Source organism: Microbulbifer sp. ABF4_143, from assembly GCF_056160225.1.
Map to the genome: position 1 here is coordinate 71,758 of NZ_JBSWWT010000001.1, position 15,766 is coordinate 87,523.

Here is a 15,766-nt window from a genome sequence, read left to right on the forward strand (position 1 = left end):
TCTAACAAGATAGCCACCCACCCCGGCGGCCTAACTTCACGGCAATTGCTGATGCTTCCGGAAAGAGACCATGAAAACTGAATCAATCGGTACCGGCCGCCGAATCTACCAGCAGGTGGTCGAGAAGATGCTCGCCCTGCTCGACAGTGGCGAATACCCGCCCGGCGTGCGCCTGCCCTCCGAGCGCGAACTTTCGGAAATGTTCAACGTCAGCCGCCCCAGCATTCGGGAGGCGATCATCGCCCTGGAAGTTATGGGGCGGGTGGCTGTGCGCACCGGGGCCGGGGTTTACGTGCTCGAGCCGGTCAGCACCTTCGACGACGCCAAGGATTTCAGCCCGTTTGAACTGACCGAGGCCCGGGTGCTCGTGGAGGGCGAGGCGGCGGCCCTGGCCGCGACCATGATCACCGAAGAGCAGCTCGAAGAGCTGCGCGAAGCCTACCGGGACATGGTGCGCGAAAACGAAGCGGGCAACCTCACTTCAGAACGCGCCGACCGCAAATTCCACGAGGCCATCTCCAAAGCCACTAACAACCGGGTGCTGATGAGCACCATCGACAAGCTGTGGGATATCCAGGAACACTCCCCGGATATACTCGCGGTACACAAGTCCGTTTGTAAAAAAGACGGGCAGAAACGCCTGGCGGAACACAGGGATATACTTCAGGCGCTGGAAAACCGCGACCCGCAAGCCGCCCGCCAGGCCATGCGCCGACACTTCTCCCGCACCATCGATGCACTGCACGACGCCACCGAAGCCCGGGCCGTCGAAGTGGTGCGCCGCGAGGTCTCCGAGCGCCGCAAACGCTTTTCCATCGCCCGCCTGGGCGAATAGTTCCTCCGCCGCACTTTTCCTTCCGGATATCCGCTGCGCTTTTCCCTCCGAGCACAAATAAAAAAGCCCGCGTTAAGCGGGCAAGCATTTATCCGGCGGAAGAGATAACGCCGGTGGAGAAGGGACAACAGAGCAACGACTCAGAATTTCGCCTTCAGTCCCAGGAATACCCGAGGTCCGTAGCTGTTGACCTCGCCCAGGTAGTCACGGGTGTAGAAGTACTGCTTCTTGGGCTCATCAAACAGGTTGATGGCCTCCAGGCTCAACTTCACATTGTCATTGATGCGGTAGGAAGCGCGCGCCTCCCAGACACCCACATCACCCACATAGCGCAGCCGTGTGCCGTTGCTGGTGTACGGCTGGAAATACTCGCTGCGGTACTTGTAGATCAGGCTCGTATCCAGATCACCGATCTGATAGTAGAGCTGACCGGAGAAGACACTTTCAGAGAAGCCCGGTACATTGCCCGGTGCGACTATACCCTGAGTCTGGGAATAGACGGAGCCATCGTCAGCCAGGATGGTGACACTGCCGTAGTTGCTGTCTTCGAACTCGAAGTCAGAGTCGGCGTAGTTGTAGCTGGCTTTGACCCCCAGACCGCTGAGATAGCCCGGCAGATAGGAGAAGCGGTGTGCCGCGGTAACCTCGAAGCCATTCAGATCATTGGTATCCTCGTTGGTCCGGGTGATGGTGAAGTCGGCCTCGACAGCCTGGCCGTCAATCATAAAGCTTTCTGTGATCCGCGCCTGCTCGAACCCGCCCTGGAACTTCTTGTGATATACGCCGAAGGCAAGCATGGTGTCTTCGTTCGGATACCACTCGATGGCGGCGTCGAAGTTCCAGGATGTCAGCGGCTTCATATTCGGGTTGCCGTCACCTTCGACATCTTCAATCAGATCGTTGACGTCGGTGACCTCCTCAGAGGAGTTGTTGGTGTTGAAGGTGCGCTTATAGCCCATATCGCTGGGATCCGGGCGCGACAGGCCGCGGTAGACGGCGCCGCGCAAGAGCACATCCTCGGTGATGTCGGCCACGATATTGAAGCTCGGCAGAACCTCTACATAGTCGCCACCCGAGGTTACACGCTCCAGATCGGCCCCCTCTACCGCCTGTATAGACAGGGCGCCGGTATCGCTGGTTTCAATCCGATAAGGGGTCCGGTAGCCGACAGACTCCACTTCGGTCTGCACGATGCGCACGCCAAAATTACCGTGGACCGGCTTGTTCATCAGCATGCTTTCGAAGTTCGCCATCGCGTAGGCCGCCGTTGTGGTTTCGGTCACATCAGTAACACCAGCGCTCCGGTCCTCCAGCTCCGGATAGGCGAAGTCCACACCTTCGGCGTCGAGAATCATATTCGTCACGCACATGGTGTCGAAGGTGGCCCAGCTGTTGCCGGTTCCGGAAGTCGCCGCGCCGGTAGAGGAATCGATATTGGTGACCAGATTGCCGTCGCGCTCGGCTTCCATGAAGTCACTTTCCGGGAAGTCGATCGCACAGGCCTCATTGATAGCGGCGATCGTCGCGGCGCCCTCTTCCGAACCCCGGCTTATGCTGTACTCGAGCCGGTCGCCACCGAGATCGAGATACTCCAGCTCGGAGAAACGCAGGCCACCTTGCAGGCTTGTGATGAAGCCGCCATCCAGCCTCCACTCCAGGTCGGTGCGGAAGGCGCTCACGGTATTGCGGCGGTCCACGTCGTTGTCGATGCGGGTGCGGTAGGCATCGGAGAAGAGCGTGTGATCGGTAACATCAAAGTCATTGACCACATACTGGCGGATGCCGGAATCCATATTCCAGGTCACCAATGGCCGATAACCTCCGGGTGTACTTTCACCGGCGATGTTCTGGCTGTCGGACTGGGTGCGCACGGAAACCTGCAGTTCCTCCCGGGTGGTTTCGGAGAAGGACAGGTCGGCAGACACCGTCAGATTATCAGTGAAATCATAGGAGACATTGAGGCCGTACCCCAGGTACTCCTCGGTGCGGGAGTAGACTTCGCTGTTGGACTCGATGGCCGTCTCGCCCGACCACTGCAATACCGCGCCATTCTCGCTGGTAACCAGGGCGGGCCCGGTTACTCCCGGAGTAACGCGCTTCATATTGGCGAAGTTCAGGTCGTGACGCTGCTCGGCCTGTACCCGCTCGGAATGCTGCAGATCAAAATTGATATCGGTCTTATCGTTCGGCTGGAATTGCAGGGCCACAAAAACCGCGTCGCGCTCATCCGAAGTATCGTTCTGGCGGTAGCCGTTGGAACTGGGTGCGAAGGCGAAATCCAGTCCGTCGCTATACGCCTTGCCCGTCTCCGGATTAACCTCGGTGTTGTAGCCCTGGTTGCTGCTGCCATCTACCTGGTCTTCACAGTCTCCTGCGCCACTGCGGTAGAAGCCCTCGTTGGTAACGCCGGGATCGTTGATACAGGCCCACAGGGAAGTGCCGGAAGGACTGGAAGAGCGCATTTCCGACTCGGGTTGGGAAATATCGCTCTTCTGATAGCCGAGCGAAACGCCAAAGGCCATCCCGTTGTCGAATTCGAATTGATCGACATAACTGGCGGTGCCGCGGAAACCGTAGTCACCGGCCATCGGGTCGTCAATGTTGGCCTGATTCGCGTTGTAGTTGGCCTTGGTATCGAACTGGATACGCCGCTCGCCATACTCAAGCGGTTTCAGTGTTTCCAGCGCAATCAACCCCGCTACACCACCTTCAATAAGGCTGGCATCCTGGGTTTTGTAAATGGCCACCTTGCTCATCAGCTCAGACGGAAACTGAGAGAAGTTCACAGAGCGATCGCCGCTACCATTGGTGGCTTCGCGGCCGTTGAAAGTGGAGGCACTGAGATAGGGTCCGAGGCCGCGGATGGAGATCTCCGTGGCACCACCATTTTCACGGTGCGATGCGGCACCGGTTACGGACTCCAGCGCCTCACCAATGGAAAGTGCGGGAAGTTCGCCGATTTCATTGGCCGACAGGCCATCGACGATGGTGGTGGAGTTACGTTTTATATCGATCGTAGTCTGGATAGTCGCCCGCGAACCGGTCACGACCACTTCTTCCAGGCTACTTTGTGCGGTGTCCTGCGCATAAGCCGCACTCATATAGGGCACGGCAGCCATTGCGCTCACGAGAACTGATTTCTTGAATCTTCTCTCTACCGCGATCGAATCTTTTACATCTTTATTATTATGACGCATTGAAACCCCCGGGGAAGTTTGCGTTTAAAGTTATTAATAGTACCAAGCGCAGCAATAAGGCGCCCTTTTCATCGCCGCAAGCGCGCACTTATTTGGCCAGCCGGTCGACCAGTTGGTACCGACCATCCACAAAGTACGCACTTCACAAGCGCAAAATCGCATCCACAAACCATGCAGTCAACCAATTCCTTGCAAAAATTCCATTATTGGACTTACCCCTGATTATATTTTCGACGATTTCGCCGAAAAGTGCGCCTTTTCCGAGCAAAATCGTGCAGAGGCTGCCCGATACTGGTTCGTAAAATTGGTTGACAATGTATTTTAGCCAATTTAGGCTGCCCCATGATTGGTGCAGCGGGCGGATTCTCGACAAATTCCGCACAGGCCCAGTGCACACCGCCCCTCCACGGCATTCAGAGAGAGAAAAAATAATAATCAGGTGATGAATGAAGATTCCCGGAACTAAGAAGCTTCTCGCCTCGGCAGTATTCATGTGCAGCCACACTCTGCTGTTCAGCCAGCTGGCGTCCGCAGATGAATTCCTGGTCAAATCCCAGCAGGAGTACGCCAGGGCCGCGCGAAACCTCGAGCCGGGCGACACAATCATTCTCGCCAACGGCGTCTGGCGCGACTTTGAAATTCTGTTCACCGGAAAAGGCACTAAGGAGGAACCAATCACCCTCAGGGCCGAGCAAAAGGGCAAGGTGGTCCTGTCTGGGCAGTCAAACTTGCGCCTAGCCGGAGAGTATCTGCTGGTTTCCGGCCTGGTGTTCAAGAATGGTTACTCACCCAGCAGCGAAGTCATTTCCTTCCGGCAAAACCGCCACAATCTGGCTAACCACTCCCGCGTCACCGAAGTAGTGATCGAGGAGTTCAACAAGCCGGACCGAATGGAGTCAGATTACTGGGTATCAATCTACGGCAAGAACAATCGTTTTGATCACAACAACCTGGTTGGAAAACGCAACAAGGGGGTCACCCTGGCAGTGCGCCTCGACAGCCCGGAGAGCCGCGAAAACCGTCACCGCATCGACCACAACTACTTCGGGCCGCGCCCGACTCTGGGTTCCAACGGCGGAGAAACGCTGCGCATCGGCACCAGCCACTACTCGCTTTCAGACTCGCTGACCCTCGTAGAGAACAATTTCTTTGACCGCTGCGACGGTGAGGTTGAAATCATTTCGGTCAAATCTGGCAAGAACCAGATTCTCAACAACACATTCTACGAATCGCGCGGCACCCTGACACTGCGCCACGGTCACGGCAATCTGGTGGAAGGCAATGTGTTCTTCGGCAACGGAGTTGATCACACCGGGGGAATCCGGGTTATCAACCGCGATCAGGTTGTGCGAAACAATTATCTCGAAGGTCTCACAGGCTATCGATTCGGGAGCGGGTTCACCATTATGAATGGTGTTCCCGACTCTCCCATTAACCGCTATCACCAGGTGGTGAACGCAGATATTGAAAACAACAGTTTTATCAATGTCGATCACATTCACCTGGCAGCCGGCAGTGATGCCGAGCGCAGTGCAGTTCCAGTGAACTCGCGTATTGCCGGCAATATATTCTACACGGAGGACCAGAGCTCTCCTTTCTCCGTATTTGACGATATTTCCGGCATTCGCTTTACCGCGAACATTTCCAACGGATTTACCAATGAAACTATTCGCGAGGGGATTCAACGTAAATCTATAGAGTTGCGTCGCGCCGACAACGGGCTTCTCTATCCCATCGAAAAATCACTGGCGGATAAGGGTGTAAGTCGCAATCTCCAGCCAGTAACCCGCGAGCAAACCGGCGTGGGCTGGTACCCGAAAACCGACCTGGAGGTGGCCTTTGGTAGTGGAAAGCGCATTCAGGTTCACCCAGGTGAGGATGCCCTTTTCGATGCCATTCAACATGCGCACGACGGCGATACGCTGGTACTGAAACCCGGCGTCTATACCGCGCGCAAGCAACTCACCATCACAAAGGTTCTGCGTATAGAAGGCCCCGGCGCCGATAAGGTGACTATACAGGGTGAGCGTCCGGTACTTTTTGAGATAGGTGACGGCGGCAGCCTGCAACTGGAGGGGCTTACGCTATCCGGAAATTCCAGCCCGGACTCGGCCGGCAATACGCTGATCCGCACTGCCCAGTGGGGCATGCTCAAGAACTACCGTTTTGCGCTCAAAAACAGCACGGTAGAGAATCTCGATGTAAATCACTCCTATAAATTTTTCGAATCAGGAATCCGAGCTTTCGCCAGCGAGTTTGTGGTGGAGGACAGCCTGTTTAGGAATATTAGCGGTGATCTGATCAAACTTGACAAGGAAACTGACGATCTGGGTGTTTACAACGCAGAGTATGTCCGTATTTTCGGAAATCGCTTCGAGAACGTGAACGGCGCGCTACTAAGCCTATATCGCGGCGGCACCGATGAGAGCACCTTTGGGCCACACCTTAATTTCACCAGCAATACCGTGGTTGATTCCGGAAACGGCAAACGTAACAAAGCCGGTGCGCTGCTTTATCTGCATGGGGTACAGGTTGCCAAGATAGAGAACAACCGCTTTGTCGATAGCGAAGGTATCCGCGTCGAGCACACTGTAGGCGAGCCGATTACCCGAATCGCCAGCAATCAGTTTGATCGCACTCCTATGCCGGTTGTCAAAGAAATGGTGGTCGAAGGGCCCCATACCGCCATTCTTGCCAACAACCAAGTTTCCCGATGATGCCCAGTTACAACCGCATATCCGCGTACAAGCCGATGAGTAGTTTTCCCACTGTAAAACGCCTGCTATCTGCGGGTATCTGTGCCGCGTGTATGGCTTTCTGGACGCCGGGCGTCACGGCTGCTTCACCAAACTTGGTAATAAATGCCGGCGATGTGGACGCTATGCGAGGTGCTGTCGACCAGCCGGGTCGCTTTCGTGACGCCTTTCTGGGGGTCAAAGCCGATGTGGATCAGGCTTTGGCGCAACCCTTCGACGTCCCAATCCCGGTCGATGCCGCCGGCGGCTATACCCACGAGCAGCACAAGAAAAACTACAAGTTGATGTATAACGCCGGGGTACTGTACCAGATCACGGAAGATGGGCGTTACGCAGAGTGGGTACGCGACATGCTGCTCGCCTACGCTGACATGTACCCCGGCCTGCCGCTCCACCCGCAGCGGCGCCCCGGCGCCAAAAATCCTGGCAAGCTATTCTGGCAAAGCCTGAATGAGGCAGTGTGGCTGGTTCACACTATTCAGGCTTACGATCTGGTCCGCCCGGCACTCGACGACGAAGCGGTACAAAAAATTGAACAGGGTATTCTTCGCCCCGTCGCCAGATTCCTGTCAGAGGAGTCTCCCGAAACCTTCAACAAGGTTCATAACCACGGCACCTGGCTGACCGCCGCAGTGGGTATGACCGGTTATGTCCTCAACGAGCAGGACTGGGTGGAGAAGGCACTTCTGGATCTGGAAAAATCCGGCAAGGGTGGATTCCTGCGCCAGTTGAACACCCTATTTTCACCGGACGGTTACTACACAGAGGGTCCCTATTACCAGCGCTACGCACTGATGCCTTTTGTGACCTTTGCCAAGGCCATCGACAACAACGAGCCCGATCGGGATATCTTCGGCTATCGCGATGGCATAGTGCTTAAGGCTGTGGATACCACCATTCAGCTCAGCTACAACAAGCTGTTTTTCCCGATCAACGATGCCATCAAAGATAAGGGAATAGATACGCCTGAACTTGTTCTCGGCGTGGCCATCACCTATGGAAAGACCGGAAACAGAGAGTTGCTGGATATCGCCCGGCAACAGGATCAGATCCTGCTGACTGGTGACGGCCTGAAAGTCGCTCGCGGGCTGGATGACCAAATACAGCAGCCCTATTCGTTCCGGTCCCGGGCCTTCCGCGACGGCAAGGACGGGGATCAGGGCGCATTGGTAGTGATGCGCCAGCAGCTCGATGGCGATCAGGCCCTGGTGTTTAAGCCCACCGCCCAGGGTATGGGGCATGGTCACTTCGACAAGCTCAGTTGGCAGTTTTACGACAGTGGCGCCGAGATAGTGACCGACTATGGTGCGGCACGCTTTCTCAATGTCGAAGCAAAGAACGGCGGCCGCTACCTTGCGGAAAACGAAAGCTATGCAAAGCAGACTATTGCCCACAATACCCTTGTGGTGGATCAGGCTTCGCACTTCAACGGCGACCTGAAAACCGGTAATGCAAACCATCCGGAACTGTTGTTTTTCCATGCCGACGACCGCGTCAATATCAGTTCCGCACAGATAGATACGGCCTATCCGGGTGTTTTCCTCAAACGCACCATGGCGCTGGTCAACACCGGCGGAGATCAGAAATCCTTCGCCATAGATCTATTCGAAATGCAATCCAGTAAAGCGCATCAGGTAGACCTGCCGCTACATTACAACGGCCAGCTGGTAGACACCAGCTTCGATCTGCATGCTTTCACCGACAGCATGTCCGCTTTGGGCCGGAATAACGGCTACCAGCATCTTTGGCTACAGGCGCGCGGCAAACCGGAAAGCGGAGTAGCGCAGGTAACCTGGCTCAATGACAACGGCCGCTTCTATACCTATTCCAGCCTGACCGACGGCGATACGGAGATACTGTTCACCCAGCTCGGCGCCAATGACCCGAACTTTAACCTGCGTCCAGAGCGGGCGTTTATCACAAGGCGTGAAAACACCAAGGCGCACGTCTTTGTCGGCGTGCTCGAGCCCCACGGTGAATACAACCCGGCCAAGGAATATACGCTACAAGCCGAAAGCCAGATTGCGGATATCGAACATCAGAAAGTTGGCGATATAGAGCTGGTTGCCATATCACTGCGCAACGGCACAGCGCACCTACTGGCATTCACTAATGGCGATGTGCAGTCAGTAAATACCAACAAAGAGTTTGAATTCCGCGGCAATCAATATGCGTTCCGCGGCCGCGCAACGCTTTTCACGATTGAAAATCAGAAAATATAGGCGGGGGTCATTATGCCTGCGACAGATGCTTTTGTTTTTTCCACAGATGTCGAGATCGAGGATCTTGGTGGCGGCATACGCCGCCAAATACTCGGCCATGACGACAACCTGATGGTGGTCCGGGTCTGGTTCGAGGAAGGCAGTATTGGCTATGTGCACAAGCATCCACACACCCAGGTTACCTATGTGGAAAGCGGTGAGTTTGAGGTACAGGTGGACGGTCGCAAGCAGATTCTTAAAGCGGGCGACAGCTTCTACATTGCGCCGAACCTTGAACACGGCGCCGTATGCAAAAAAGCCGGCGTGCTGATCGATACCTTTAGCCCCTACCGGGAAGATTTTCTGAAAGCCTAAACAGGAATAAAAATAATGAAGAATCTGCGTTGGACCATAGTGTCCCTGGTAGCCATTGCCACCATCATCAACTATATCGACCGCACGGCGCTTTCGGTGATGTGGCCCGGTATTGCCGACGATCTCGGCATGGACAGCCGCGATTACGCCAACATTATGAGCGTCTTCCTGGTCGCCTATGCCGTGGGCCAGGCGGTGTTCGGGCGCATATTCGATGCCATCGGCACCCGCATTGGCTTTATGCTCTCCATCGTCGTCTGGTCCATATCTATTGCCATGCACGCGCTGGCCACATCGGTGGCTTCTTTCAGCGTGTTCCGCGCGCTACTCGGTTTAGGGGAAGCCGGCAACTGGCCCGGCGCCACCAAGGCCAATGCCGAGTGGTTTCCGGCCAAGGAGCGCGCACTTGCCCAGGGCATCTTCGGCGCCGGCGCTTCCGCGGGCAGCATCATCGCCCCGCCGCTGGTGGCATTTCTGTACGCGTTCCTCGGCTGGCAGGCGACTTTCGTCGTGGTAGCCCTGCTGGGCTTCATTTGGCTGGTCCCCTGGCTGATTATCTACAAGAGTGGCCCCGATTCGCACCCGTGGATCACGCCGGAAGAAAGGGAGTTGATCCTGTCGGGCCAGATAGCGCCGAGGAAGGAGGATGGCGAAGAGGAGTATGTGCCCTCGCTGATGGAGTTGTTGTCTCATCGACAGAGCTGGAGCGTGATTTTTGCCCGCTTTTTCATCGAGCCCATCTGGTGGTTGTTCGTTGCCTGGCTGCCGTTGTACCTCAATGACAAATTCGGTTTTGACGTAAAGGCGATTGGCGCGTCCGCCTGGATACCCTATGTCGGTGCCGCGCTGGGTGCGCTCTTCGGCGGCTGGCTCTCCGGCCGCCTGATCAGCAGCGGTTGGAGCGTAAACAAATCGCGTAAATTCGCTGTGACCGTCGGTGGCGCCCTGATGCTCCCTGCTCTGCTGGCGACTACCGTTGCCGCCACGCCGGCTATCGCACTTGGTCTGATCACAATCATCCTGTTTGGATTTCAGGCTGCGATCAACAATATCCAGACACTGCCAAGTGATTATTTCTCCGGCAAAAGTGTCGCCACACTGGCAGGCATTAGTGGCGCCGTAGGCGTAGCCAGCGTGATTACGGCTATTCAATTGGTACCCATCATCACCAATGACGGCACCTACTACCCGCCATTCTTTGTGCTCGGCGCTTCGCTGGTACCGCTAATGCTTATTTCAGTGCTCTTTGTCGGCGGCCGTATTGCGCCGGTAAAAAGAAAACCTAGAAAGGACCTCTTTTTGAAACAGGCCGGCTAAGCCCAGCTGACAGCCCCTCTCTAAAACCTAAACGATTTTGCAGATATATCAGGAGTAGATATGAAACTTAAAAACAAGGTAGCTATCGTCAGCGGCGGCGCGCGGGACATCGGCAAGGCAGTATCCCTGAAGCTGGCGGCGGAAGGCGCAAAGGTTGTTGTTAATTATTTCAGCAATAGCCAGACCGCAGAGGAAACGCTGAATGAAATTCGCAGCAACGGCGGCGAGGCCATTATCGTGCAGGGAGACATGACCAAACAGGCCGACGTGACGCGCCTGGTCGAGACCGCGCGACAGCAGTACGGTCCGGCCATAGATATCCTCGTCAATGTCGCGGGCGGACTGGTGGCCCGAAAAACTCTTGAGGAGATGGATGAGGAATTCTTCCATCACGTTATGGATCTCAATCTGACCAGCACCTTCCTGCTGACCAAGGCGGTGGTCCCCCATATGGATGGCGGCAGCATCGTCAACCTCGCCTCCCAGGCCGGGCGTGACGGCGGCGGCCCCGGTGCTTCTATCTACGCTACGGCCAAAGGCGCCGTTATGACCTTTACGCGCGCCATGGCCAAGGAGCTGGGCCCGCGGAATATTCGCGTGAACGCGCTGTGCCCGGGCATGATCAGCACCACTTTCCACGATACCTTCACGAAGGACGAAGTCCGGGCCAATGTCGCCAATGCCACGCCATTGAAGCGGGAGGGCAAGGCCTCGGAAGTGGCGGATGCGGTGGCCTACCTGGCATCCTCGGAGGCCTCCTTCCTGACTGGTGTCAACCTGGATACCAATGGAGGCCTGCTGTTCTCCTGAACAGGCAGGACCATCGGAAGCAAGTCATGGCCGCTATTAATACATTAAATCGTATCGCCGTTATCGGTGAGTGTATGCTGGAACTCAATCTGCCATCCCATGCGGCGGGTGTTGAACGCCTGTCCGCACAGGTCGGCTATGGGGGCGATACGCTCAATACGGCCCTCTATCTGGCGCGCCTCGGCGTGCCGGTAGATTATGTTACCGCGCTGGGAGATGACTACCTGAGCCAGTGGCTGCTCAACCAGTGGCGCGCCGAAAATATCGGTTGTGATCTAGTTGCGCGCTTCTCCGGCTATCTGCCGGGGCTTTACGCCATAGAAACGGATGTCTATGGCGAGCGCAGATTCCACTATTGGCGCGAACAGTCAGCCGCTCGGCAACTGCTGAACGAACCTGCGAGTGCCGAGGCCCTGTTTGCAAGACTCAAGGCGTTTCCCCACATCTACCTTTCCGGTATCACACTCGCCATTTTTTCCGCTAGCTCCCGCGCGCGCCTGTTCGCTTTCCTGCGTGATTTCCGCAGTGGCGGTGGAAAGGTAATTTTCGATGGCAATTACCGGCCCAAACTCTGGGGATCGCCGGGGATCGCACTGGATGTATATCGAGCAGTATACCAATTAACGGATGTTGCATTGCCGACACTGGAGGACGAGCAGGCTCTGTTTGGTGACAGAGATGCTAATGGAGTTATCGAGCGTCTTACCGCGCTTGGTGTAGGGGAAGTAGTCCTGAAACAGGGGGCGAATGGATGCGAAGTTATCGTCGGAAACATTAGGGAGCGCGTTCAGGCAAAGAAAGTAGTTCCGGTAGACACCACCGCTGCCGGAGATTCATTCAATGCGGGCTATCTCTCTCACCGCCTGAACGGGGGATCCGCGACAGATGCTGCCAGGCGAGGTCACAGCCTCGCGTCACTGGTGATACAGCATCGGGGGGCAATTATCCCGAAAAACGCAATGCGTGATGCCATAGAGCCGAAAACTCACAACGATAGTAGCGGTTTGCATTCTCAAGCACCCAGTACTGCCTGACAGTTTTTTGGATAAAGGCCATTCGACCTTTTTTCATTCCGGATTTGCAGTATATGTCCGCAAACCCTCTGCGAAAAATCAAGCGTTTACGCGCTTGATTTGCGACCGGACCGGGAATTCCCGGCCCGGATTTCAGGCTGATTTTCAACAGCCTGCTAACACCTTTTTAAGGTCGCGTAGCATCAGCGGCCTGAATGCTTTTTCAAACTTCACAATGCTGTCGCCAGCATTTGGGTGGGTGGTTCAACTCCCATTGGTGGAAGCTAATAAGAATAACTTTTTACCAAGAGAGGAAGCGATCCAATGAGAAAACAAAAAAGAATATGCAAGCACAGCGCGATGCGGGATATCAGCATGTTGATGCTGTCTGCATCCAGCCTCGCATTTTCAACCGCGCTCATAGCCCAGGAACAGGGCGAAATGGAGGAAGTGGTAGCGGTGGGTATCCGCCACAGCCTCGAGGCCGCAGTTGACGCCAAGCGCAACGAAGACCGCATCGTTGACGCGGTGGTTGCAGAAGACATCGGAAAACTCCCCGACAACAATATTGCCGAAGCCTTGCAGCGCGTAACCGGTGTGTCTATCAACCGCGATTTTGGGGTGGGTTCCGAGGTCTCCATCCGCGGCCTGAAGCAGAACCGTGTCGAGATCAACGGACGCTCCGCACTCGGCGACGGTCGAAACGGCGTAAACTTCCAGGACTTCCCCGCCGACTTCCTTTCCAAAGTGGAGGTCATCAAGTCGCCGACACCCGAAATGATAGAGGGGGCCCTGGGCGGCACCATCAGCCTGGTAACCGCGCGGCCACTGGATCTGAATGCGCCCCTGGCCGCCGTCTCTTTCCAGGGGGAGTATGCCGACAAGGCTGAGCACTGGGCACCTATATTCAACACCTCGGTAGGCGACAGTTGGGATCTGGGCGATGCGGGTACTTTCGGTGTTATGGCCTCGATTTCCTATCAGGACCGCACCCTGCGCCGGGACGAATCGCTGCTTCAGCTGCAGGTTGGCCCGGTTGACTTCAACGGCGACGGTGAAATCACCGCAGCCGATGCCGCAAAGAACACGCCGAGCGGCAACTACATCTATGGCCGCGAGCACACATACAACCCGCGCACCGAGCGCCGCGAGCGCACTGCTTACAATGTGTCACTGCAGTGGGCACCGGCATCGGAACAGGGCATGGTGTATCTGGACCTGAACGCCACCGAGCGCACGGGTAACCAGGAGGCGTTTTCTATCCTCCATGTGGGCGGTACGCCGGTAGCCATTCCCGGGGAAACCTATGAAGACGGCAACGGCCAGTTGCAGAACTTCCGCTATGATGAGGTGCTGCCGATCCAGACATCGGCCGCCAACTTCCGCAACACGGAATCCTACAGTCACGCCCTGGGGGGGGAGTGGCATTTCACCGATCAGCTGAAGGTTTCCGCTGAGTACTCTACCGCGAAATCGGACAGCTACATACCGCTATCCGAGTTCCGTTTCCGCGGTATCAACCGCGCACTGGAGGGTGATGGCCACCCGGATGCGAACGAATGGTATGTCCCGGTTACCTTCGAAAACAGCCAGAATGGCGCACCGATGGTGAGCTTTGCGGAAGGCCATGTATTTGCCGACCAGCGGAATCAGGCCTTCCGTCGCTACGAGGATACGCGCACCTATATCGTCAACCAGGAAGATGCTTTCCGCCTGGACCTGTCGTATGCCGAGCCTTTCGGCCTGGATTGGGTGTCTGCGGTCAAGACCGGGGTACGTTTTACGGAACGGGATTTCGAGCAGAACCAGCGCCAGTTCCGCCTGGCCAATATCTACAAGAACCTGACAGACAGTGAAGGCAATCCCGACATTATCTGGATGGAGGATATCGCTGCGCAGTTTCCGTCGGCAATCACCACCTACGATTTCGACGACGCGTTCGAACATACCGGTACCAACGGCAGCTACGACCTGGCAACCATCGCCGCTTTCGACGTGGGCCTGCTACAGGATCAGGAGGCCACGTTCAACATCGTGAAGCAGCTTCTGGCCGGCACCAACTACCAGGTCGACGGCACCCTGGACGACAATCTCGCCTATTTGGAGAGCGGCTTCTCGGAAGTCAGCGAAGAGACATCGGCGTTTTACCTGCAGGCGAACCTGGACTTAGGCAACCTGCGGGCAGTCGTCGGTGGCCGTTATGTGGAGACCGAAATCGCCTCCAGCGCCTATCAAAGCACCGGCGGATTCTCCGAGATTGTCACCGATGGCACCAGCTACGACGACTTTCTGCCCAGCCTGAACGTAACCTGGGATATGACCGATGACACGCTGCTGCGTTTTGCTGCTGGCAAGGTCATGCGCCGCGCGGATTTCACTGAGTTGAGCCCCGCCTTTCAGTTCCGGGAAGCCTATATCGCCGCGGATCGCGGCAACCCAGCCCTCGAACCCTACCGCGCGACACAGTATGACATTTCCGCCGAGCACTATTGGGGCAGCGGCAATATGCTGTCCGCCGCCATCTTCTACAAAGATGTCGCCTCCTTCCTGAAGAGCACCTCGGAATGCATCAATATGCCGGAAGTCGTCCGCACGCTCAGCAATACGGATGATTACGAGAAGATCTGCCTTTGGAATGTCGACGGTCCCATTCAGTACGCGAACGCAAACACGCCGATTGAAGACATGGGTATTGAAACGGACTTTGTGACCAACGGTGAACAGGGCAAGGTACAGGGCTTCGAGCTGGGCTATCAACAGGCCTTCGATTTCCTGCCCGGCCTCTGGTCCGGCCTGGGCGTGAGCGCCAACTACACCTACTCCGACAGCGAAGACCCGAATGGTGTGCCGCTGGAAGATATTTCCAAGAATACTTTCAACACCCAGCTCTACTACGAGTACGGCGGTCTTGGTCTGCGGCTGGCCTACACCTTCCGCGATCGGTTTTTGGACAACCACGACACCAAGCGGGTGCGCCCCCTCGGTGAGACCGTCGGTGCCGATCCGGACGACCCGACCCTCGGCAACGACTACCGGGAAGATCTGCAGCAACTGGATCTGTCTGCCAGCTATGAGTTTAACGACCAGATCACACTGGTGGCGCACGTGAACAATCTCACTGCGGAGCCGACCGTCAACACCGGCGCCAACGGCACGGTATTCCAGCTGATGGAAACGGATCGCCGCTACGTACTGGGCCTGCGCGCCAGGTTCTAAAGCCAGCAACTGGGCTGGCCCGCCGGAACCTGGCATTCCCGGTGGG

General features: G+C 56.3%; 9 protein-coding genes. 8 read left to right on the forward strand and 1 reads right to left on the reverse strand.

Annotated elements, in window-relative coordinates; all coding sequences use genetic code 11:
• The first annotated feature begins 70 nt into the window (after window positions 1–70).
• The gene (locus ACXAF3_RS00360; protein WP_475110314.1) at window positions 71–835 is read left to right on the forward strand and encodes a FadR/GntR family transcriptional regulator; all 765 of its coding nucleotides are present in this window, start codon (window positions 71–73) and stop codon (window positions 833–835) included.
• A gap of 140 nt (window positions 836–975) precedes the next feature.
• On the opposite strand, the gene ACXAF3_RS00365 is transcribed toward ACXAF3_RS00360, so the two are convergent.
• A complete protein-coding gene (locus tag ACXAF3_RS00365) occupies window positions 976–3,954 on the reverse strand; it encodes a TonB-dependent receptor (protein WP_475110571.1) in 2,979 nt (992 codons plus the stop codon).
• Between the two features lie 524 nt (window positions 3,955–4,478).
• Between ACXAF3_RS00365 and ACXAF3_RS00370 the strand changes: the two genes are divergently transcribed.
• The 7 genes from ACXAF3_RS00370 to ACXAF3_RS00400 all read left to right on the forward strand — a co-directional run bounded on the left by ACXAF3_RS00370 (window position 4,479) and on the right by ACXAF3_RS00400 (window position 15,720).
• Window positions 4,479–6,749 (forward strand): chondroitinase-B domain-containing protein, encoded by a 2,271-nt coding sequence (locus ACXAF3_RS00370; RefSeq protein ID WP_475110315.1) that lies wholly within the window; start codon window positions 4,479–4,481, stop codon window positions 6,747–6,749.
• 92 nt (window positions 6,750–6,841) lie between these two features.
• On the forward strand, window positions 6,842–9,010 hold the full coding sequence (locus tag ACXAF3_RS00375) for a heparinase II/III domain-containing protein (RefSeq protein ID WP_475110316.1): 2,169 nt from the start codon (window positions 6,842–6,844) through the stop codon (window positions 9,008–9,010).
• 12 nt (window positions 9,011–9,022) lie between these two features.
• Window positions 9,023–9,364 carry a cupin domain-containing protein gene (locus tag ACXAF3_RS00380; protein WP_475110317.1) on the forward strand — a complete coding sequence of 114 codons (342 nt, stop codon included), beginning with the start codon at window positions 9,023–9,025 and terminating at the stop codon, window positions 9,362–9,364.
• Between the two features lie 15 nt (window positions 9,365–9,379).
• Window positions 9,380–10,681 carry an MFS transporter gene (locus tag ACXAF3_RS00385; protein ID WP_475110318.1) on the forward strand — a complete coding sequence of 434 codons (1,302 nt, stop codon included), beginning with the start codon at window positions 9,380–9,382 and terminating at the stop codon, window positions 10,679–10,681.
• A 60-nt stretch (window positions 10,682–10,741) separates the two neighbouring features.
• Window positions 10,742–11,491, forward strand: coding sequence for an SDR family NAD(P)-dependent oxidoreductase (locus ACXAF3_RS00390; RefSeq protein WP_475110319.1), 750 nt, complete (start codon window positions 10,742–10,744; stop codon window positions 11,489–11,491).
• Between the two features lie 26 nt (window positions 11,492–11,517).
• Window positions 11,518–12,525 (forward strand): sugar kinase, encoded by a 1,008-nt coding sequence (locus ACXAF3_RS00395; protein ID WP_475110320.1) that lies wholly within the window; start codon window positions 11,518–11,520, stop codon window positions 12,523–12,525.
• Between the two features lie 303 nt (window positions 12,526–12,828).
• Entirely contained in the window at window positions 12,829–15,720 is a 2,892-nt protein-coding gene (locus ACXAF3_RS00400) for a TonB-dependent receptor (RefSeq protein WP_475110321.1), read from the forward strand.
• Window positions 15,721–15,766 lie beyond the last annotated feature (46 nt).